Source organism: Paenibacillus nanchangensis (genome assembly GCF_046543445.1).
GTDB classification, from domain to species: Bacteria; Bacillota; Bacilli; order Paenibacillales; family Paenibacillaceae; genus Paenibacillus_AQ; species Paenibacillus_AQ nanchangensis.
Genome location: NZ_JBHOFD010000020.1, coordinates 19,078 through 39,782, shown reverse-complemented (window position 1 = coordinate 39,782; position 20,705 = coordinate 19,078). Strand labels below are relative to the sequence as shown.

The 20,705-nt window shown below is 58.4% G+C and carries 17 protein-coding genes; 14 read left to right on the top strand and 3 right to left on the bottom strand.

Translation table 11 applies throughout. The annotated features are described in order from the left end of the window. Window positions 1-49: 49 nt before the first annotated feature. The 3 genes from ACE6ED_RS16770 to ACE6ED_RS16760 all read left to right on the top strand — a co-directional run bounded on the left by ACE6ED_RS16770 (window position 50) and on the right by ACE6ED_RS16760 (window position 2,528). Window positions 50-1,324 carry an MFS transporter gene (locus ACE6ED_RS16770; RefSeq protein ID WP_410828351.1) on the top strand — a complete coding sequence of 425 codons (1,275 nt, stop codon included), beginning with the start codon at window positions 50-52 and terminating at the stop codon, window positions 1,322-1,324. 66 nt (window positions 1,325-1,390) lie between these two features. Next, a complete protein-coding gene (locus ACE6ED_RS16765; protein WP_410828350.1) occupies window positions 1,391-2,062 on the top strand; it encodes an oxidoreductase in 672 nt (223 codons plus the stop codon). 85 nt (window positions 2,063-2,147) lie between these two features. Continuing rightward, the gene (locus ACE6ED_RS16760; protein WP_410828348.1) at window positions 2,148-2,528 is read left to right on the top strand and encodes a RidA family protein; all 381 of its coding nucleotides are present in this window, start codon (window positions 2,148-2,150) and stop codon (window positions 2,526-2,528) included. Between the two features lie 128 nt (window positions 2,529-2,656). On the opposite strand, the gene ACE6ED_RS16755 is transcribed toward ACE6ED_RS16760, so the two are convergent. Further along, window positions 2,657-3,442 (bottom strand): TspO/MBR family protein, encoded by a 786-nt coding sequence (locus ACE6ED_RS16755; RefSeq protein ID WP_410828346.1) that lies wholly within the window; start codon window positions 3,440-3,442, stop codon window positions 2,657-2,659. Between the two features lie 325 nt (window positions 3,443-3,767). On the opposite strand from ACE6ED_RS16755, the gene ACE6ED_RS16750 reads away from it, so the two are divergent. The 9 genes from ACE6ED_RS16750 (at window position 3,768) to ACE6ED_RS16710 (ending at window position 17,352) form a co-directional block, all read left to right on the top strand. Then, window positions 3,768-6,896 carry a DEAD/DEAH box helicase gene (locus ACE6ED_RS16750; RefSeq protein ID WP_410828345.1) on the top strand — a complete coding sequence of 1,043 codons (3,129 nt, stop codon included), beginning with the start codon at window positions 3,768-3,770 and terminating at the stop codon, window positions 6,894-6,896. Window positions 6,897-6,957: 61 nt separating this feature from the next. Continuing rightward, entirely contained in the window at window positions 6,958-7,677 is a 720-nt protein-coding gene (locus ACE6ED_RS16745) for a hypothetical protein (protein WP_410828344.1), read from the top strand. Between the two features lie 499 nt (window positions 7,678-8,176). Beyond that, window positions 8,177-10,150, top strand: coding sequence for a cache domain-containing sensor histidine kinase (locus ACE6ED_RS16740; protein WP_410828343.1), 1,974 nt, complete (start codon window positions 8,177-8,179; stop codon window positions 10,148-10,150). A gap of 141 nt (window positions 10,151-10,291) precedes the next feature. Continuing rightward, window positions 10,292-11,479, top strand: a complete 1,188-nt coding sequence (locus tag ACE6ED_RS16735; protein ID WP_410828342.1) for a response regulator transcription factor — start codon at window positions 10,292-10,294, stop codon at window positions 11,477-11,479. Between the two features lie 166 nt (window positions 11,480-11,645). Further along, the gene (locus tag ACE6ED_RS16730; RefSeq protein WP_410828341.1) at window positions 11,646-12,947 is read left to right on the top strand and encodes an ABC transporter substrate-binding protein; all 1,302 of its coding nucleotides are present in this window, start codon (window positions 11,646-11,648) and stop codon (window positions 12,945-12,947) included. A 21-nt stretch (window positions 12,948-12,968) separates the two neighbouring features. Beyond that, window positions 12,969-13,658, top strand: a complete 690-nt coding sequence (locus ACE6ED_RS16725; protein WP_410828340.1) for a hypothetical protein — start codon at window positions 12,969-12,971, stop codon at window positions 13,656-13,658. A 438-nt stretch (window positions 13,659-14,096) separates the two neighbouring features. Further along, window positions 14,097-15,035: a carbohydrate ABC transporter permease gene (locus tag ACE6ED_RS16720; RefSeq protein ID WP_410828339.1), complete on the top strand. Its 939-nt coding sequence runs from the start codon at window positions 14,097-14,099 to the stop codon at window positions 15,033-15,035. Next, on the top strand, window positions 15,025-15,882 hold the full coding sequence (locus tag ACE6ED_RS16715; RefSeq protein WP_410828337.1) for a carbohydrate ABC transporter permease: 858 nt from the start codon (window positions 15,025-15,027) through the stop codon (window positions 15,880-15,882). Before ACE6ED_RS16720 ends, ACE6ED_RS16715 begins: the two co-directional genes overlap by 11 nt. Before the next feature lie 120 nt (window positions 15,883-16,002). Beyond that, window positions 16,003-17,352: an FAD-dependent oxidoreductase gene (locus tag ACE6ED_RS16710; RefSeq protein WP_410828336.1), complete on the top strand. Its 1,350-nt coding sequence runs from the start codon at window positions 16,003-16,005 to the stop codon at window positions 17,350-17,352. Between the two features lie 87 nt (window positions 17,353-17,439). Here the strand turns inward: ACE6ED_RS16710 and ACE6ED_RS16705 are convergent, their stop codons facing one another. Beyond that, a complete protein-coding gene (locus ACE6ED_RS16705; RefSeq protein WP_410828443.1) occupies window positions 17,440-18,126 on the bottom strand; it encodes a GTP pyrophosphokinase in 687 nt (228 codons plus the stop codon). Between the two features lie 313 nt (window positions 18,127-18,439). Then, on the bottom strand, window positions 18,440-18,817 hold the full coding sequence (locus ACE6ED_RS16700; protein WP_410828335.1) for a hypothetical protein: 378 nt from the start codon (window positions 18,815-18,817) through the stop codon (window positions 18,440-18,442). A gap of 234 nt (window positions 18,818-19,051) precedes the next feature. Between ACE6ED_RS16700 and ACE6ED_RS16695 the strand changes: the two genes are divergently transcribed. Then, window positions 19,052-19,879, top strand: coding sequence for a zinc ribbon domain-containing protein (locus ACE6ED_RS16695; RefSeq protein ID WP_410828334.1), 828 nt, complete (start codon window positions 19,052-19,054; stop codon window positions 19,877-19,879). Between the two features lie 30 nt (window positions 19,880-19,909). Then, window positions 19,910-20,698 (top strand): TrmB family transcriptional regulator, encoded by a 789-nt coding sequence (locus ACE6ED_RS16690; protein ID WP_410828333.1) that lies wholly within the window; start codon window positions 19,910-19,912, stop codon window positions 20,696-20,698. The last annotated feature ends 7 nt before the right edge of the window (window positions 20,699-20,705 follow it).

Below are 20,705 nucleotides of genomic sequence, written 5' to 3'. Positions count from 1 at the left end.
CTGAGTAGAATGAAGCCAAAGCCGCCTTTGAAGGAGTGTACTTCCCTTAATGAACCTCATGAGAACCAAACCGGCCGACAAGCGCCTGCTCGCAAGCCGCAAGCGCTCGGTCCAGCGCAGGAATCTGCACATCGCAACCTGGGAGGGAGTACCTTCAACGATTTTTCAGGTGCTTCTTCAGGGGCAATTTCTAACCGGGTTTTTGCTGTACCTGGGAGCAACCTCCAGCCAGATCGGATTTGTTTTGGCGGTTACCACACTGGTCAATGTCGCGCAGATCGGCGTAGCTTTTCTCATTCAACGGCTGCCGAGCCGGAAGTGGGCGCTCGTTACGTTTATCGCGCTGCACCGCGTGATGTGGACCTCCACCGGACTGATTCCGTTTATTTTCCCTGAACGTCTATGGGTGCCCGCTTTTATCACGCTGTATACGATCGCCTTTGCGCTGAATACCGTAGGTTCCGTGTTATGGAACTCCGTCATCAGTGACATTGTTCCGGCACGGGTGCGGGGCAGATACTTCGGCATCCGCAACACACTGCTTAACGCGCTGGGCAGCCTGTTCGTGTACGGCGGAGGCATTGTGCTTGACCGCTATCCCGGCGGGCAGGGGTTCCTGCTGCTGTATATCGTAATCTGGATATGTGCGCTGGCGAATATCGTGGTGTTTTTCTTTTATCCCGATTTGCCGTTTGAGAAATCGGAGGAGAGCAAGTTTTTGCCGATGCTCCGCAAACCGCTGCGGGACTCGCTTTTTATGAAATCAACGTTGTTTCTGTCCGCATGGCTGCTCCTGCAGAACCTGGTGGTTCCGCTGTATTCTTATGTCATGCTCGAGCTTCTTCATATTAAATATGAAACGCTTTCGCTGCTGAATGTGTCGCAGACGGTCTTTATGATGGCGAGCTTCTACCTGTGGGGCAACCTGAACGCAAAGTACAGCAATAAAAAACTGCTGTTCTGGACGCTGCCGATTATCGCGCTTTCCTCCCTGATGTGGGGCCTGCTATCGGTGCTGCCGATGCTTGTTGTATTATTTGCGGCCCACTTTGTATATGGGGTAGGGATCGGCGGTTTTAACCAGCTGGCGTTCAACTTCATCATCGGCGACACGCCCAAGAAGGAACGTCCGATGTATATGGCGGTTTATGCCGCGTTGACGGGCGTTTGCGCTTTTTTCGGGCCGGTCATCGGCGGACGGATTTATGAACGGATCAAAGATTGGCCAAGCTGGATGCAAATTTATGGCATGCAGCTAGTGGTCGGCGTGCTGATGCTGGCGCTGATCGTACTCCTGGGGCGCAAGATACTGAGAGATGCCTAAGTCCCTTTACGATGAGCTGCCAAAGAATTTTCAGGACTATGTGCCTGATGAAGAGGAGGCCTTGTATTGGCAAAAATCGCTATGGTGCTCGGAGCCACGGGGCTTGTCGGCAGTTATGTGACCGAGCAGCTGCTGAATGACGACACCTGGGACGAAGTCAGAGTGCTCGTACGCCGTCCTCTGGATTCCGGCCATCCGAAATTGAAGCAGTATACGCTTGACTGGGAACAGCTTGACAGTTATGCCGCGTGTTTTGAGAATGTGGAAGCGGTTTTCTGCTGCCTGGGCACCACCATCAAAAAAGCCGGCTCCCAACCTGCCTTTGAGCGGGTCGATCTGGAGTATCCGCTGCAGGCGGCCCGGGTGGCGGGCGAGGCCGGCGTCCGGCAGATGCTGGCGGTTTCATCAATGGGCGCCAATCCCCAGTCGCGTAATTTTTACAGCCGGACAAAGGGCCGGATGGAAGAGGCGATGGCCGCTTCGGGACTGCCCGGCGTGCATTTGTTTCGCCCGTCGCTGCTGCTTGGGCCGCGCCGCGAATTTCGTCTCGGCGAACGCTTGGGGGCCGTGCTGATGAAGACGTTTGGCTTCCTCCTGGCAGGCAGGGCGGCGGAGTACAAGGCGGTTCACGGTTCGGCCGTGGCCCGGGCGATGGTAGCGATCGCCAACACGGGTACCTGCGGCGTGCATGTGTATCCAAACGGAGTCATCCGGGTCATTGGCAGAGACGGATCTTAAGCCGCTTAATGGGCGGCGGATTTGCCATTAGAGCAAATTAGGCCGTACAATGTTAAAAACTACGAGTTACGGGGAGGAAATACGGATGAGTAAAAAACAGATATCCACAGAGCAGGCTCCGGGAGCGATCGGCCCTTACAGCCAGGCAATTCACGCGGGAAATTGGGTTTACACCTCAGGGCAGCTCGGGTTGAACCCGGAAACCGGCGAATTGGCGGAAGGGGTTCAGGAACAGGCCCGCCAGTCGCTGAACAATGTTAAAGCGATCCTGGAAGCGGCTGGAGCCGGAATGGACCAAGTGGTGAAAACCACCGTTTTTCTCAAGGATATGAACGATTTTGCAGCCGTTAACGAGGTGTACAGCAGCTTCTTTACTGAGCCTTATCCGGCGCGCAGCGCGGTGGAAGTCGCCCGGCTGCCCAAAGACGGCCTCGTCGAAATTGAAGCGGTGGCCCGCAAAAAGTAACACTCGCACATCTCTCCACAAGCGGCTTAGGCTAAAAGAGGTAAAGTGCTGAGGGCCTGGCAGCCGTCCGCTTTGCATCCTGCACGGGATGTGAAGCTGGACGGCTGTTTGGCGTCCAATTCTACGGTTCAGTTCCATCTGGCGGATAAGGTGCCGGCACTGCTTGTCCGGCCCCGGAAGAACAGCAGCCAGACGCTGTATAAAAGCAGCAGTGCAGCTCCCGCGAGGGCCGTGACCCTCACAATCTGCGATTCCCGCTGCTCGACCGAAATCGCGATAAATGCCCAGACAAATATAAGCGGATACAGGCTGTCGCGGTAAGGGTAGCTGACCAGTATAGCCAGCAGTGCCGCGATGCCGAGCATGATCGCTGCCCAGTATTCACCGCTGAGTCCAAAGCCGTTCCAGTCGTGCTTGACGAGGAGCGTGCCGACGTTGACGATCGCTGCTACGGAAATCCAGCCCAAATAGATGCTGAACGGAAGCCGGACCAGAATTTTTTCGCCAGCGGTAGGACGGTCGATGCGCCGTGTGAGCCGGTAAATGACAATCAGAGTGATTAACAGCAGCGCCATGGCGGCTACTGACAGTTCAATTTGAAGATAATGCCATAAAAACAGCCAGGCCATGTTAAACACACAGCTTGCAATGAACCAGGGGCTGATGGAGCGCACGGATTCCCGCTCAGCGCCAGCCCTGCGGAGCTGGTACACGATAAAGCCGCCAAGCAGCAAGTAGATGAGCAGCCAAATGCTGAAGGCATAACCCGCCGGCGTCAAAAAGGTTTTGTAGCGGTCGGAAATCTCGCCGGTGCTGTTGCCGCCCAGCGGAAGCGTCGAAGCCAGCGTGTTGACGGCCAGCACGCCGATATAAAACAGTGTATTTAACCATCTGTAACGATTGCTGTGCGCCATGCCATTACCTCCGGATGAAAGTTAGTCCGGTTTTCCCGGAAGACAAAGGTTAAGAAAACCGGCGGGTTATTCGTGGTTCACCTAGAATATACCCGCTTTGCTTCCCGTTCAGACGCCAAACAGCAAAATAATGACTAGCGGGTCACAAAAATAGCCGATCCTTCCTATACAGCTGACCCTTCTTCTGTATTTCAATAAAAGTAGCGGGAAAAGTTTTTAAAAGCCGGGTTTTTCGTATAAGATGGAGATAAAACCTTTTTTGCGGCTTTTTACGCGGCAAGCCTACAAAAGCCGTCTTTATCGGCCTACAAGACAGGAGAACGTCATGACTAAGCATCTGTATGCGATTTGGTTGGGGGATGTATTGTTTTGCTTTTCCGGCGAGACGTCGGAGCCCAGGGTCGATGCCTGGACCCGCGCCGTCAGACAGCTTACGCTGGGAGGCGTCCGCCGATTCGCAGGCGCGGGCTTGAGACTGGCCGAAATCCGTCTTCCCGTATCCGCCCCGGAAGCAAAGGCGGCGCGCCGCCAGCTGCCCAGCCGAATGCTGGAAGGGCTGTCGCTGGGTCCGAAAGATGCCTTTGAGCTGCTGCTGGGCTGGGATGGAGCCGCCTGCCGCGCCCAAGGGATCGAACCCGGGGGAGAGCTGGAGTATTGGGCGGCCGCGGCGGGTTTTGCGCTGGAGCTGATCGCCTGGGGCGACATCGTGCCGTCCATCCATCAGCCGAAGGCGCCGGGTACGCGCCGCCGGGGCGGCGAACAGGCGGCTGCAAGCGTCTGGGTTCCCGCTTTCCGCCGCAGCGAGGCGAAAGAGACCTTCCTGCGTTTGGCGGAAAATATGCCGCCGCTTGCGGCTGGAGCAGAATGGGCGGGGAAAGGCGAACACGGATCCCGGCTGGAAGCGGCCTGCGCGGTGCTGCACTCTTTTTTACAGAATATGATTCATGCCGAGGTCCGTTCGCTCACTGCCGGAGCGGAATCGGAGCTCTCGGCGTATAAAGCGGACTACCGCCGCGGTTCGTCGCCGCTTGTGGAGCTGTGGTGGAACAGCCTGCTGACCGGCTCGCGGGAGTTGCCCGTGCAGGGAAGCCAGGCCGAGGTAAACGAACTGACGGAGCAGGTGGGCGAAGCGGCGGCTGCCGCCGGAGCGGAGGCCCCCCGTCCGCCGGGTACAGCCCCGCAGGAAGGCCGGTTAGGACTCGGCCTGCGGCTTGCGCCGCCGGAGGAAGAGGAAGGCCGCTGGAAGCTGACCTTCTGGGCGGAGATCCGCGAGGGGGGAGGTTCCTGGCTGCCCGCCCAGGCGATCTGGGATGCGGACGAAAGCGAGTTCACCTTATGGGGAACGAGGTATGCCGCGGTCCAGGAGCAGCTGCTGCTGGCGCTGAGGGAAGCTGGTGAACGTTCGGAGGATATCCGCGCGGCGCTAAGCCTGCCGGCACCGGCCGAAGCTGAGCTGGAACCGGACCGGCTGTACCGGTTTCTAAAAGATACGGCACCGGCGCTCATTGCCAGCGGCATTACCGTACAGATGCCTTCCCGCTGGAGCCGGGAGGGCAGACGCAAAGCGGGCCTGCGGCTGAAGATGGAGCTGCCTGCCGAGGGCGGCGAAGCGGTGAAGGCGGGCGTCGGAATGGACGCGCTTGTCTCCTTCCGGATGGAGGCGTCAATCGGGGAACAGAGCGTAAGCGCCGAAGAGCTGTCCGCGCTGGTTGAAGCGGGTTTGCCTTTTGTCCAGTTCCGGGGCGAATGGATTGAGGTGGACCCGAAGGAGCTGCGGCAGGTGCTGCGCCAAATGAAAAAGCAGGAACAAGGGGAAATGCAGGCGGCCGACTGGATCCGGCTGCAGGCGGAGGAGTCCGAAGACCGGATGTGGAAAGGGCTGTCCGTTACCGGTATGGAAACAGCCGGACTGCTTACTCAATTGCTCCGGGGAGACGTGCTGCGCAGTATGCCGCCGCGTCCCATTCCGGATACGCTCCACGGCACGCTCCGGCCGTATCAGGAGCGCGGCTACCAATGGCTTTCCGCGCTGACTGAACTTGGTTTTGGCGTCTGCCTGGCGGACGATATGGGGCTTGGCAAAACGGTGCAGGTCATCACCTGCCTTCTGGACCGGATTGCGTCGGCTCAGGAGGAAGCTGCATCCGGCAACGGGGCGGCCGGCCGTCTTGGCGGCGCGGCACGTGCGCCGTCGCTGATCGTATGCCCCACGTCACTGCTCGGCAACTGGCAGCGGGAGCTGCAGCGGTTCGCGCCGATGCTGAAGGTGCATATTCATCACGGCGCGCAGCGCAGCCGGGGCCAAGCGTTCCAAAGTGCTGCGGCGGGTAAGGACGTGGTGCTGACCACCTACCATTTGTCCGGACGTGACAGCGAGCTGCTGGAGCAGGTACGCTGGTCGACGGTGGTGCTGGACGAAGCGCAGTACATCAAAAATCACCGGACCAAGCAGTCCCAGAGCGTCATGCGGCTGTCGGCCGATTACCGGATCGCCATGACCGGAACACCAGTGGAGAACCGGCTGGGCGAGTTGTGGTCGATTTTTCAATTCCTTAATCCCGGGTATCTCGGCACATACCACTCCTTCCGCCAGCGTTACGGTTCGGGCGACAATGAGGGCAGGCTGCGCGAGCTGCACCGCCTGGTGGCGCCATTCCTGCTGCGGCGGCTGAAAAGCGATCCCGATATTTCCAAGGATCTGCCGGAGAAGCTGGAGCTTAAAACGTACTGCCCGCTTACCGAGACGCAGGCCGCGCTGTATCAGGGCGTGGTGAACGAGATGCTCGGACAGATCGGGGGCGCCGAAGGCATGGCCCGCCGCGGTCTGGTGCTTGCTTCGCTCACGAAGCTGAAGCAGATCTGCGATCACCCGCAGCTCCTGCGCGGGGAAGGGGCGCGGGCGGGACGGAGCGAACCGTCGGGCAAGCTGGAGACGATGTTTGAACTGCTGGACAGCATCGTGGAGAACGGGGAATCGGCGCTGATTTTTACGCAGTATGTGGCAATGGGTGAACTGCTGGTTTCCAGACTGGCCCGGCGCTACGGCACTGTACCCAGATTCCTGCACGGCGGTGTGCCCAAAAAGGAGCGGGACAGCATGGTCCGTTCGTTCCAGGAGGGCGAAGGCTCCGAGCTGTTTGTGCTGTCGCTCAAAGCAGGCGGGGTCGGATTGAACCTCACGCGCGCCAACCATGTCGTGCACTATGACCGCTGGTGGAATCCGGCGGTGGAGAATCAGGCCACCGACCGGGTTTTCCGGATTGGCCAGAACCGGAATGTGCAGGTGCATAAGCTGATCTGCCAGGGAACGCTGGAGGAACGGATCGACGAATTGATCGAACGCAAAAAAAGCCTGTCCGACCAGGTGGTTGGTTCAGGCGAAACCTGGCTGACGGAAATGTCGAACCAGCAGCTGAAGGCGCTGATTGAACTGCAGGAGCAGGACTGGATGTAGGGATCAGCCCTGCGGCCCGATGGCCTGTTATTTTAGAAACTTATTGAAGGGAGGGGCGGCCTTGCCGATTTCAATAGAAGCCGTGCCGGGGCGTCTTACCGCCGAGGCCGCGCCTGTCAAGGACGGGAGGCGGCACCGGATCACGGTGCAGACGAAGCTGTGGCCGTCCGCCCGCCGGGCGGAAGCAGCCCATGAGCTTGGGGCTTCGGCATCCGGCCTGGCGGACCTGCTGTCGGGCCGGACGCCGGCGCCGCCTGCCGAGCTGGCGGAGCTGAAGGCGAGCCTGGGCACGCCGGAGTGCTCGTGCGGAGATGGCGGATGTCCGGAGGGCGCGGCGCTTCTGGAGGAAGCGCTGCGGCGTCTGGCTGCGGCCCGCGCGCTCGTGCTGGCGCTGTTCGGCCTGCCGCGGCCCGCCTTGTCCGAGGCGGCGTTTGCCGCCTGGCGGGAGGCGTCCGGCGCACCGGCCCGCGGCGCGCTAGCGGCTGAGCTGCAGCGGCTGGACCGCCGGCGCCCGCATGCGGCGGGCGCCGGGTGGCTCGCCGATGCGGAAGACGAGGCGGAGCTGCACCGGCCGGGCCCGGGCTTCGCCGGGCTCGGCCCGCGGCCGCTGCCGCCCCGCCCCGCGCCGGATGCAGCGCCGACTGCTCTGCCGGGCGGCCTGACGGGCCGGGTGCCCCGGGCCTCCGAAGGGCTGGAGCGCCTGGTCGCCCGAGCGGCGGAAGGAGCGGTTCGGCGCGCCGGTTCGTCCCGGCTCTTCGCTCCGCCGGAGAAAAAGGAATAAATGCGGCTTGCTTGCGGTCCCGGCCATAAAAGCCGCCGCAAGAATACGTGCTCAGAACGTTTAAATGACGGTCAATATTCAAAATGCCGATCAAAGCGGCAGCCTTAGAAGCATATTCTAGGGCTGCCGCTTTTTTTTGCGTTTTTTGTCCTGAGTAGGGGAGCAGCTTCGCCTGCGGCTTTAAGAGGGCTCTAATCCTCTAGAGTATCGCCTGAGTCTTGACGAGTTGCTGCCGCGGGGAGAAAGCCTCTTTACGGCTCAAAAAGCGATGGTATAATAGCGTTTAAATTGGAGGAGGACCGATCGGCCGGTTGCCACCCTGCCCCTTCCCTCTGGGATAGGCTGCGGTACATTTCTTCAGAGCAGTGTCCGATAAACGGTACAAAAGGGCCGGACAGAACCGCCAGAGGAGGGTGCGGGAAGTGCTTAGGCAACAGTTTCCGCAAGAGCGGTGCAAGAAGTGTACAAACGACAGGTTCCCGCCAAGGAGGCGCTGAAAGTGCTTAGACGACGAGTTCCCCGCAAAACCTGGAGCCTCCGCTCCAAAATTCTGCTGATTGTACTTGCGTTGACCCTGATCCCGCTTAGTCTTCAGGGCGTGGCGACCTATGTCGATTTTTCCGATTCCACTGAACGAAGAGCCGCCGATTATACCGTTCAACTGGTTGGACAAATGAACCGCAATCTTGACCGGACGCTCATGGAGACGCAGCGGCTGTCGCTCATGCCGCTTTACGATTCCGGCGTGCTGGCGATTCTGCGGAAGTACAGTGATGCAAGCATGGCCGCAGCCGGACAGCCGACGGTGGATGAACGGTCCAAAATGCAGCTCTATATTGCAAGTATGACGTTTGACCGTCCGGAGATTGACAGCATCCAGCTGTTTGCGCAGAACGGATATGTGTTCTCGAGCCAGGCTCCGAGCGCGATAGCGGCATTCACGGACGTGAAAAGCCAATCCTGGTACGCCCGGGTAGCAGAGGCGGACGGTGCTTGGGTGCTGCTGCCGCCCCATCATCCGTCTTATTATTTGGACGATAACCGCAGCTTTTTTTCCGTGGCGCGCCTGATCCGGGAGCCCAATACCAATCTGATGCTCGGCGTGGTCAAAATCGATCTGAAGCTGGATTTGTTCCGGACGGTTGTGGAAAATATCAAGTTCGAGGAGAGCGGAGGACTGGTGGTGCAGAACAGCCGCGGCGAGCTGTTTTACGGAGAAACGGCCCATGGGGCACCGCTTGAAAAAGTCCGTCCCGCAACCTCAGGCGAAACCTCGGTGCGCCGCCTCGAACTGAACGGGGGTGAATATCTGGTTATTTCGGACTATTCCTCCTATTCTGATCTGAGCTTCACCAGCTATATTCCGCTTCGGTCGCTGCTGGCGGAAACTGAGGAGCTGCGCGATTTCACCCTGCTGGTGGGGGCGGTATGCCTGCTGTCTGCCGGGGGGCTGGCGACGTTTTTTTCTTACCGGCTCACCCGGCCGCTCGGGACGCTGATGAAAAAAATGCGGCTGGTGGAACGCGGTGATTTCAAGCAGAGTGTTCCCGTCGTTTCGGGCGACGAGATCGGCCGGCTGAGCGCCGGCTTCAATCGGATGGTGGAGGAGATCGACCGGCTAGTACACGAAGTTTACGTGCTGGGTATAAGGGAAAAGGAAGCTGAGCTGGCTGCGCTGCAGTCCCAGATTAACCCGCATTTTATTTACAATACGCTGGAGTCGATCAGCATGCTCGCCCGCAGCAAACAAAGCGAGGATATTTCGGAAATGGCCACCTCGCTCGGGCGGTTGATCCGCGGAGCGGTCGATCAGGACCGCCGCTTTATTCCGCTGGAGGAAGAACTGGAGGATGCCCGCTCCTATATCCGCATCCAATCCATGCGGCTGGGCCCCCGGCTGCGGACGGTGTTTGATGTTGAGGAGGGCATTGATTCGTGCCTGGTTCCCAAGCTGATGCTTCAGCCCTTGATTGAAAATGCGATCGTACACGGGATTGGCGACCGGGAAAATGGCGGTACAATCTGGATTTCCGCGGTCCGGTTCGAACAAGATCTGCTGCTGACGGTGCGCGATGACGGGCGGGGACTCGATGAGCGGGAACTGGCTGCTCTTAGGGCCAGGCTGCTGGAGCCGGCGGCGGTGCGAAGTCCCGGGACGGTCCGGGATAGCGGGACGCTGCGGGAAAGCGAAATACTGCGAGGCGGCTGGATGCAGCGGGAAAGTGAAGTGCGGCTGGATGGCGGGACGCTGCGGGAAAGTGAAATACTGCGTGACGGCGGTCCGCTGTGGGAAAGTGAAGTACTCCGGGAAAACGGCAGCGGCGTTGCCCTTAAAAATATTCAGCAGCGCCTCGTGCTCATGTTTGGGGAAGAGTACGGTCTGGAAGTGGACGGAAGTCCCGGCCAGGGGGCGGCATTCACGTTGATGATTCCGATTGGGTACAAGGCGGCGGAGCAGCCAAGGTTAGAGTGACGTTTTATGGAGAGCGAGCAGAAGTGGCAGGATTGATGCTTATGCAGACAGAACAAGGAGAAGCGGCAGGATTGATGCTTATGCAGAACAAGGATAACAGCGAAACAGGGAGAAGCTCGTTAAGGACAGGGAGGAACAGTCATGATCCGAGTGATGCTCGTTGAGGATGAGGAGATTATCAGACAGGGGCTGCGCGACTTGATCGGGCGGGCCGCACCAGATTTTGCGGTGGTCAAAGAGGCTGCGCACGGAAAAGAAGCGCTGGAGTTTTTGGACAGGAACGTGGTCGACGCTGTGATTACAGATATCCGGATGAGAGAAATGGACGGTCTGCGCATGATCGAGAAACTTCGCTCGGTCTATGGCCGGATGCCTGTTGTTGTGATCAGCGGGTATGGAGATTTTGCTTATGCGCAAAAAGCGCTGCAGTACGGGGTGACCGACTACCTGCTGAAGCCTGTGGACCGGAGAGCATTCGTCACCTCGCTGGACAAAATCCGCCAAGCGCTGGGGGAAGCGGCCGGGGGAGCTGGTTCAACTGCCGGATTTGGGGCAGGAAGAATTGGGCGGGCCGGAAGAACCGGAGAATCCAGAAGAACCGGAGAATATAGTGAAGCTGGGGATGCAGGAAAAGCCGAACGATCCGGAACATCGGGAAGATCAGCAACACCAGCAACATCAGGAGGGTCCGGGAGGTTTGGAGTAATCGAGGCAGCTGGAAAAAATGGAGAAGCGGGGGCAGCCGGAACCTCCGGAACGCCCGAAACACTGGGAACACCGGGAACGCCCGAAACACCGGGAACGCTCGGGACACCAGGAACACCAGGAACACCAGGAACACCAGGAACACCCAGAACACCGAGAACGCCCGGAACACCGGGAACACCGGGAACACCAGGAACACCGGGAACCTCGGGAACACCCGGAACGCCAGGAGCACCCGGAGATGGCAGCCTCGGCGCTGCGGTTGAGGCGGAGGGCGATTCAGCGCCCACCGGCCGCGAAGGGCGGCGCTTGATCCGCAAGCTGAAGGCGTACATCGCGGACCATCCGGACGAAGATCTTCGGCTCCAGACGCTAGCTGAACGGGCGCGGCTGAATCCGTCTTACCTCAGTCAGCTGTACAAACGGCTGGAGGGTGAAAATCTGTCAGATTATATCGCGGAAATGCGGATTCGCCGGGCCTGCCGGCTGCTGGAGACGACGGAGCTGAAGGTGTACGATATCGCCCGGTTGTCCGGCTACCAGAGTCCCAAACATTTTATGCTGGTCTTCAAACAATACACCGGGCTGACGCCAGGTGCCTATAGAGAACAAAATGGAATGTGAGATAACCTGACTTATAGTTTGCGGTTGTCTCTTTTTTTTGCGAAAAAAACCGAAAAATCTAAAAAAATCGTACCATATCCGAAGATTAAGTGGTTTTTATCAGAAAATAATGTCACTATAATTAACCCAAGCAATCATTATAACGTAGGGCTAGGGGGAAGAGGTTATGAAAAGATGGCTCACCGGGTTACTGGCGTTAACACTGACGATGGGGCTTGCGGCATGCGGCGGCGGAAACAAGGCGGATACGTCCGCTGCGGAAGGCGAAACTTCCAAAGACGGGAAAGTTCTGCTGAAATTCGCGACTTGGGGTAATCCCGCGCAGCTCGAGCTGTATGAAGGTCTCACCGCCGACTTTACGGCACAGCACCCGAACATCGAGGTGCAGATCGACACGATTCCGTTTGCGGATTACCAGCAAAAGATGTCCGTATTGGCCGCCGGCCGGGAGCTGCCCGATATTGCCTGGGTGTCGGAACGTATGGTGCCCCAGTTCATGGCTAACGGCATCCTGGAGGATGTATCCAGCATCGTTGACGATGGAGCTTTTGACAGCGCAGACATTATCCCCTCGACGCTGGAGCTGTTCCGCAGTGACGGCAAGCTGTACGGGCTTCCGTTCTCGACTCCGCCAAGCGTGGTCTTTTACAATGCCGACCTGTTCAAAAAAGCGGGTCTAAGCACGCCAAACGAGCTGGCGAAGCAGGGCAAATGGACCTGGGCGGAATTTGAGCAGGCTGCAAAAGCGATCAAGACCAGCGCCGGATCGCAGAATGTATACGGTGCCAACTTCTTCAGAGACTGGAAAACCTGGATCATCCTCGCCTCCTACTCCTGGTCGAACGGAAGCGGCCCGTTCAACAAAGACATGACCCAGTATACGTGGAACGATCAGTACGGTGTAGAGACACTGGACATGCTCAGCCGGATGATGTTTACGGACGCCTCGCATCCGAAAGCCGGTGAGCAGGTGAATTTCGAGTCCGGTCAGATCGGCATGATTTTTGATAATTACAGCTTCGTCTCCAAAGCGCGGGAGATCAAGAACTTCGAGTGGAGCATCGCCCCTATGCCTTCGGGTTCGCAGGGCAGTGTGCCGATGATGGGGCAGGCCGGCTACGTGCTCTTTAAGGACGGCGATCACCCCGAGGAAGCGAAAGAGCTGCTGAAGTTCCTGGCAGGCAAGGAAGGCGTACAGAAGACATCGGCGTTTTTTGTGCCGCCCCGGGAATCCGTACTGAACTCTGATGAATTCCTTAACGTGGAAGGCAATCCGGACCCTGAGCATATCAAACAGGCCGTGATCGAAGAAATGCCGAAGGCGGTTGTGCAGCCGGGCCATATCAAGTGGCAGAACATCGACACGGAGATTTTGTCCGGATTTGATGAATTGTTCGCCCAGCGCGGCACGCCGCAGCAAATTCAGGATGCGGTCAAAGCCAAAGTTGATCCGCTGCTGTCGAAATAACGAAGAAAGGGTGAACGGTCATTGAAACGTCTGAGTGAAGCTTTGCAGCGGGGGCGGATGCAGCTGTTCGTCAGCCTTCCGGCCAACGAGCTTGAACTGGCGGAAGCCGCGCTTGCGGAAGGAGCCGACGGGCTGAAGGTTCATATCAACGTCGGCCACCGCGCCAGCGGCAATGAATTCGGCCCGCTTGAAGTCTACGAAGAGACCATCGGCATGATCCGTTCCCGGTTTGACGGTCCTCTCGGCATTGTGCCGGGAGGAGCGCCGGAGCGGATTTCACGAGAGGAAATTCAGCGGCTGCCGCAGCTGGGAATCGACTTTTTTTCCATCTATGCCTTTCATATGCCCTCCTTTCTGCTGCATGCGCCGGGACTGGAGCGGACCTTCGCTATCGATGCGAAAAGCGACCGTTCGCTTGTTGAAGGCGCGGACGCCTTTGGAATTACGGCGCTTGAGGCTTCGGTGGTGCCCGGCGAGGAATACGGAACACCGCTGAACTTCGCCGATCTGCTGACTTACCGCTGGCTGGCCTCGCATGCGGGGGTCCCGGTCATTGTGCCGACACAGCGGCGAATTGTGCCGGAGGATGTCCCCGCGCTGGCGGACAGCGGCATCCAGGCGCTGCTGGCAGGCGCCGTTGTGACCGGCAATACGGCGGAAGGCATCCGCCGCGGAGTGGCGGAGCTGCGAAACGCAATCGACCGGTTGTAAGGCTGCAGACGGCAGAGCTGCGAAACGCAATCGGCCGGTTGTGAGGCTGCGGACGGCAGAGCTGCGAAACGCAATCGACCGGTTGTAAGGCTGCGGACGGCAGAGCTGCGAAACGCAATCGGCCGGTTGTGAGGCTGCGAGCGGCAGAGCTGCGAAACGCAATCGGCCGGTTGTAAGGCTGCGAGCGGCAGAGCTGCGAAACGCAATCGACCGGTTGTAAGGCTGCGGACGGCAGAGCTGCGAAACGCAATCGGCCGGTTGTAAGGCTGCGGACGGCAGAGCTGCGAAACGCAATCGGCCGGTTGTAAGGCTGCGGGCGGCAGAGCTGCGAAACACATCGGCCAATTGCAGGCCGGGTCATTTTGCTGAAAAGACCTCCGCAGGCTGCCGGGAAGGACTGGGGAGAACGCATAAAGCTATACCGGAAGGATGATAGTTATGGCAACGGTTGAGCAGATCAACGTAAAAAACGCCGGGCGGAAGACAAAGCGGAAAACCGGGGCTTTAAACAAAGGAGACCACGCGGCGGGCTGGCTGTTTGTGGCGCCGATGGTGCTGGGTTTTGTCCTGCTGCTGCTGATCCCGCTTGGCATGGCGCTGTATATGAGTCTGACCGATTGGCCGCTTCTTGGAGAAGCGAATTTTGTAGGGCTGGACAATTACCGGGCCATCACGGGGGATGCCGAATTTTGGCGGGTGCTTGGGAATACGCTGTATTTTGCCGCGGGGCTGGTTCCGGCGAACATTGTGCTGGCCCTGCTGCTGGCACTGCCGCTGTCCAAAAATATCCGCGGCGCGGGGACGTTCCGCACCGTTATTTTTATCCCGGTGATGACCTCGCTGGTTGTGTGGTCCATCGTCTGGAAGTATATGTTCGCTACTGATTCCGGCTTTATCAATCAGCTGCTGCGTCTGCTCGGGATCACCGGACCGGCCTGGCTGTACGATACCAGTCTTGCGATGCCGGTCGTCATTGTAACAAGCCTGCTCAAAAACGTAGGCCTCAACATGGTGCTCTTTATCGCGGCGCTGCAGCAGGTGCCGGTGCAGCTGTACGAAGCGGCCCGCATCGACGGGGCCGGAAGGGCGCGGACCTTTTTCCGGATCACGGTGCCGATGATCACGCCGACCATTTTTCTTACGGTGATTATGACGATTATCGGTTCGCTGAAGGTGTTCGGGCAGATTTACGTGATGACCCAAGGCGGCCCGTCCGGCAGCACGGAAGTGCTTGTCTACACGATCTGGGAGCGGGCGTTTAAGCTGTTCGAGTTTGGTTATGCATCAGCGCTGGCTTACGTGCTGTTCATCATTATCCTGCTGCTGACCCTGGTCCAATGGCAGATGAGAAAAAGGTGGGTTCTGAATGAGAGCTGATCAACCCGCAAAATCCGGAGGAAGTCTGGCCGCTAACTGGCCGCATTATGTAGTTCTGACGATCGTGTCGGCCATTATGATGACTCCGTTCATCTGGATGGTTTCGACTTCGCTGAAGCAGCCGGCCGATGTGTTTGTATTCCCGCCGCAGCTGATTCCGTCGCCGGTCCGCTGGGCAAATTATGCTGATGTGCTGGAGTCGATTCCGTTTCATTTGTTTTTTGGCAACAGCGTTTACATTGCGCTGCTGGTCACGGCGGGAACGGTGTTTTTCGCCTCTATGGCCGGGTACTCTTTTGCCAGAATTCCGTTTTGGGGGCGGAGCTTCGTGTTCCTGCTGCTGCTCAGCACAATGATGATCCCGAATGAAGTCATCGCGATCCCGATGTTCCTGTTCATGCGGGAGCTGGGCTGGATTAATACCCATCTGCCGCTGATCGTCCTGCCGATCTTCGGAGCGGGCGGGGTGTTCGGAGTGTTTGTCATGCGGCAGTTTTTTATGAGCATTCCGAAGGAGCTGGAGGAAGCGGCGATGATCGACGGCTGCTCGCGGCTGCGGATTTACGCGATGATCATGCTTCCGCTTGCGAGACCGGCGATTGCCACGCTGATTATCTTTACGTTTTTGACCAGCTGGAACGATTTCTTTGATCCGCTGATTTTTATCAACGACAGGGAGCTGATGACGCTGCCGCTGGCGCTGTCGCTCTTCACCGACGAGTCGGGCACCTCCTGGCATCTGCTGATGAGCGCTTCGGTGATGGCGACGCTGCCGCTGTTGATCGTTTTTTTCTTCGCCCAAAAGCAGTTTATTGAAGGGGTATCCATGACCGGATTGAAGGAGTAGCAGTCTAAGACCGGATTGAAGGAGCCACATTCTAAGATCGGATTGAAGGAGTCACGCTCTAGAACAGAGCAGTCTAAGGCCGGAATGCAGCGTTAACTTGCCTCGCGGAAGGAGTCACGTATGAAGAACAACAGCAAAGAAATAGAAGCCGATGTAGTTGTGGTCGGAGCCGGGCCTGCCGGGATTGCGGCGGCGATTGCCGCGGGGAGGCTGGGAGCGAACGTCGTGCTGATCGAACGCTACGGATTCGTAGGAGGGATGTCTACCGCAGCTTCCGTCTATCCATGGATGACGTTCCATACGGAGAGCGGGGAAAGGGTAATCGGCGGGATCGCCCAGGAAATTGTGGAAAAGCTGATGGAACGCGGGGGATCCCCGGGCCATCTGCGGGATACGGTAGGTTTTGTCCGGACCCTTACGCCATATCATCCGGAAATTTATAAGGTACTGGCTGTCGATATGCTGCGGGAAGCCGGTGTCCGGCTGCTGGCGCACAGCTTCGTGGATCAGGTCGAGCGGAGCGGGGAGCGGATTACCTCCGTTACGCTTACCGGCAAATCGGGACGGATTGCGCTGAAAGGACGGATGTTCGTCGACGCTTCGGGCGATGCCGACGTGGCGTACCTGGCGGGAACGCCGACCTTGAAGGGAAGGGAAGAGGACGGCCGGTCCCAGCCGATGACGATGAAGTTCCGTATGCGGGGTGTCGATGTAGAAGCGATCCGGCGGGCCATGCTGGACAATCCGGGCAATTTTTACGCCAAAACCCCGTTTGACGAGCTTGACCGGATTCCGCTTACCGGCGTGTCGGGATTTTACGAGGAATGGGCGCAGGCGGATGTGCCGATTAACCGGGATCAGGTGCTGTTTTTTATCGGTCCCGAGCCGGATGAAGTGTTGGTCAACTGCACCCGGGTGCAGGGGCTGGATGCAACGGATGTGGAGGACCTGACGCAGGCGGAAGAAGAAGGCCGGAAGCAGGTGCTGTTGATGGCCGATTTTCTGCGCAGCCGGGTCCCGGGTTTCGGAAAGGCATCGATTTCGTCGGTTGCCGCCCAAATCGGAATCCGGGAATCCCGGCGGATCGACGGCTTGTACCGTCTGACGATTGAAGACGTTGTCTCCGGCAGGCGGTTTGAAGACGGCATCGCCCGCAGCGGTTACCCTGTGGACCTGCATGATCCTTCGGGAAAAGGCGTCATGTCGGCGTTTATTGCGAACGACGGCGCCTATGATATCCCTTACCGCAGTCTGGTCGCACGGGAAGCGGATAACCTTCTGGCCGCGGGACGCTGTATTTCGACCACGCATGAAGCGCTGGCGACCACACGGCTCACGCCGAGCTGTATGGCGACCGGAGAAGCGGCCGGAACAGCTGCGGCGCTGTCCTGCCGCATGGGCGTACGGACCGCTGACCTGGACGCCGGGCTGCTGAGGGAGACGCTCCGCAGCGCGGGGGCGATCCTCTAAAAAGAAGGGCCGTACCGCATCGTTACAGGATGCAGGTACGGCCCTCTTTATTGTGCGCAGTGCCCGGCGAATCTGGCGGTCTCCCGCTTATTCGCTTTTCAGTTCTCCAGCGGCGGTTTCGCTCTGCTGGGACAGCTCCAGAATCTCCCGGCGGAGCCGGAGCATCTTCTGATCCAGCTCGTCGGCGGCCCGGGCGGCTTCCTTCAATTCTTCCGCGACGTGCGCCGGCAGCTGCTTATCGAATTTGTAGTATAAAATATGTTCCATGCTGGCCCAGAAATCCATGGCCAGCGTCCGCAGTTGAATCTCCGCCTTGACCCATCTCGTTCCGTCGAGCAGCACCAGAGGCACGGCGACGATGACATGCAGGCTTTGATACCCGTTCGGCTTCGGATTTGCGATGTAATCTTTGATCTCCAGCACCCGGATGTCCTCGCGGACGCTCAGGTGGTCGACCAGCCGGTAAATGTCTTTTACGAAGGCACATACAATCCGCATCCCGGCAATGTCGTGAATATATTTCTCCATATTATCAAAGGTACATTCGTAGCCCTTGCGTTCAAGCTTATGCAAAATGCTTCTGGGCTCCTTGATCCGTGACTTGATATGCTCGATCGGGCAAAACCCGTCCCTGATTTCCCATTCGGTCTTGATGACCTCGACTTTGTTCTGAAGCTCGTTCAGCGCCAGGCGGTACAGCGACGGGAGTGTCTTGAACTCATCCAGCTGCCGGATGAACTCCTCCCGGCTTCCGCGCGTGCCCTCTGCTTGCAGGTGCAGCCCGTGTAACGCAAGCTGTCTGCTTTCTTGTTCTTCCACGAATTCTCTCCCGATTTACAAATTTGTGCCTGATCCTATTTTAACCGAATTTTCTCCGGAAGGAAACGCATAAACGGGGATCGGGAGAATAAGCGGGGGCGGAGCGGCGGAACGGAATTTCAAGCTGGGAGCGCACTGCTCCTCCGGCCTGCCGTAATCTGACCGGCGCAGAAAAAAACGGCCCGGAGCGCATGCGCTGTTCCGGGGCGCATTGCTTCGGAATCCGTCCAGTCTGCTCTATCCGCTTATGGGCGTCTGACTGTTGCAACTATTTGTTCGTAGGCGACCCGTCTCCGTACCCTTTGTCTTCGTAGCCGGTATGCTCCAGCTTGGGCAGCACGCCCATGCCGTCGATCAGCCGGATGCTCTCCTCGCTTCCGTGGTCCCGCAGATACTGGTACAGAGCGATCGTTGCGTCGTCGTACTGGCGGATGCCGTCGTCACGGTCGGCTGATTTGTAAGGTACCGCTGCGCGTTTGAAGGCGTATTTATCGTCCTGTTCCAGCGCAGTCATCCGGTCCTGCAGCTCCGTCAGCTCGGCGTCGTTCAGATAGACCTCGAATTCGTTGGAGTCGTTGCGTACGTCTTGGATCAAGCGGTGGGCGACAGATACATAATACGTTTTTTTGTCAGCGTTCGCCGGCAAATGACATCCCCTCCAAGGTAGAATAAGCGCTCTCAAAGCCTATTTTTACTATTATACACCGGATGGAAAAATTTGAATCCTGTCTATGTCTACCGCCCCTTTTCCAAATCAGCCCTACATTTGGTATGATAGAGTCACAGTTCCGGCGGCGGCAAAGGACGCCACAGTGATGCGGGTTTTACGCCGCGGGCGATAGAAGTCAGCTTGTGCTCATTGGAGAAGGAGGAGCCTGTCATGAATTTTTTGCAGCGCATTAAAGACAGCGCAAGCCGTGTTTCGGAGAAAGCGCAGAGCTCTGTCGAAATCGGCAAGATCAACAGCCAAATTTCCGACATAGAACGTGAAATGGGAACGCATTTTATGCAGATGGGGAAACTGTTCTACGAAGGATACCGTTCCCGCGATCTATCCGTGGCCGAAGGGAGAATGACCGAGCTGTCCCGCGCGTGCGTCAAGCTGGAGGAGAAAATCGAGCTGCTCCGCCAGCGCATCGCCGAGCTTAAGAACGAACGGCTCTGCAAATGCGGACATGTGGTGGGACTTGACGCCAATTTCTGCCCGAGCTGCGGCCGCAAGCTGGAGAAGCGGAGTCCGGCAGCCGAACCTGCGCATCCTCCTGTTTCTCCTGCCTTTGATCTTCAGCAGGACGGGCGGCATCCGTTTTTTGACGAGGAGGAGTTCCGTGCGGATGAAGCCCGCGGAGACGGAGAGCAGCCGGAGGCCGCCGAGCCGAAGCGGGTCCAGGGGACATTTTATGGCCCGGACGAACATGACCCTGCTCTTTCTGAAGAAGAAGCCGGGCTGCACGGCTACGAGCTGTATGAGGATGAAGCGGCGGCAGCTGAGCGCGACCGGCGGCTTGCGGATGAGCTTGAACGCGAACGGGAGCGGCAGCTTGAACTGGACCGGCGGATCCGCGACTGGAAAGAGAGCGGCGGTTATCAGCTGCAGGAAACGGAGAACGAGACGGGCATGCGGGATATGGTGAAATGCCAGATCTGCCGCGCCGATTTGCCCAAAGGCTCCATGTGGTGTCCGCGCTGCGGTTCGGAGCAGATATAAGAAGTCAGTCAGCCTGGGAGGACAGAATAAATGGAACAACTGCTGCTGCATTTGCGCAATTTGGGATTCACGGAGATGGAATCCAAGATTATGGTGGAGCTGGCCGCCAAAGGCCAGGCTTCGGGCTATGAAGTAGCCAAGCAGCTCGGGGTATCCAGATCCAACGTATATGCGGCATTGCAGCGACTTACGCAGCAGGGGTATCTCCGCTGCAGCGAAGGCGAGCCGGCGCGTTACAGCGCGCTGACGCCCGACGAGCTGGCCACGATGATCTCCGGACGCATCGCGGCTTCGCTTGCCTACGTGGAGAGCGAGATGCCCCGGGGAGGCGCGGTCAGCGCTTCCTTTTACAATCTGGACGGCGAACGGAATGTGCTGGATGCGCTCATCCGCCAGCTGGAAGGAGCGGAGCGCGAAATCGTGGTCGACGTCTGGCGGGAAGAGGCTTCGCTGCTGCGGGAGAACCTGGCCGGGGCGGAGGAGCGGGGCGTAAAGCTGCTGTGGGCGTTTGACGGCGGCAGCGCGGGACCAGCCGGATTCCCGGCCTGGACCACGCAGGACCGGAGCGCATACGGCCGCAAGTTTTCTTTTGTGGTCGACCGGCGCTGGGCGATGCTGGGGATGCGCGGGGAAGGCGGTGCGACCCAGGCGGTCGTGACGGAGCATCCGGCGCTTGTCGAGCTGCTGCTGCAGCATTTTGCCCAAGAGATGGTGCTGTTCGAGCTGGAGCAGGATATGGGCGCCGAGCTGGACAGCCGGTACGGCAAACGGTATGAACGGATATTCCGCAAGTATATTATGCAGGATAATGAGGAATGACGAACCT

Excerpts from the sequence above, each read along its gene's own strand:
- ACE6ED_RS16735 (WP_410828342.1), top strand. The coding sequence starts at position 10,292 with ATGATCCGAGTGATGCTCGTTGAGGATGAGGAGATTATCAGACAGGGG.
- ACE6ED_RS16730 (WP_410828341.1), top strand. The coding sequence starts at position 11,646 with ATGAAAAGATGGCTCACCGGGTTACTGGCGTTAACACTGACGATGGGG.
- ACE6ED_RS16715 (WP_410828337.1), top strand. The coding sequence starts at position 15,025 with ATGAGAGCTGATCAACCCGCAAAATCCGGAGGAAGTCTGGCCGCTAAC.
- ACE6ED_RS16695 (WP_410828334.1), top strand. The coding sequence starts at position 19,052 with ATGAATTTTTTGCAGCGCATTAAAGACAGCGCAAGCCGTGTTTCGGAG.
- ACE6ED_RS16710 (WP_410828336.1), top strand. The coding sequence starts at position 16,003 with ATGAAGAACAACAGCAAAGAAATAGAAGCCGATGTAGTTGTGGTCGGA.
- ACE6ED_RS16755 (WP_410828346.1), bottom strand. The coding sequence starts at position 3,442 with ATGGCGCACAGCAATCGTTACAGATGGTTAAATACACTGTTTTATATC.
- ACE6ED_RS16720 (WP_410828339.1), top strand. The coding sequence starts at position 14,097 with ATGGCAACGGTTGAGCAGATCAACGTAAAAAACGCCGGGCGGAAGACA.
- ACE6ED_RS16750 (WP_410828345.1), top strand. The coding sequence starts at position 3,768 with ATGACTAAGCATCTGTATGCGATTTGGTTGGGGGATGTATTGTTTTGC.
- ACE6ED_RS16690 (WP_410828333.1), top strand. The coding sequence starts at position 19,910 with ATGGAACAACTGCTGCTGCATTTGCGCAATTTGGGATTCACGGAGATG.
- ACE6ED_RS16760 (WP_410828348.1), top strand. The coding sequence starts at position 2,148 with ATGAGTAAAAAACAGATATCCACAGAGCAGGCTCCGGGAGCGATCGGC.
- ACE6ED_RS16770 (WP_410828351.1), top strand. The coding sequence starts at position 50 with ATGAACCTCATGAGAACCAAACCGGCCGACAAGCGCCTGCTCGCAAGC.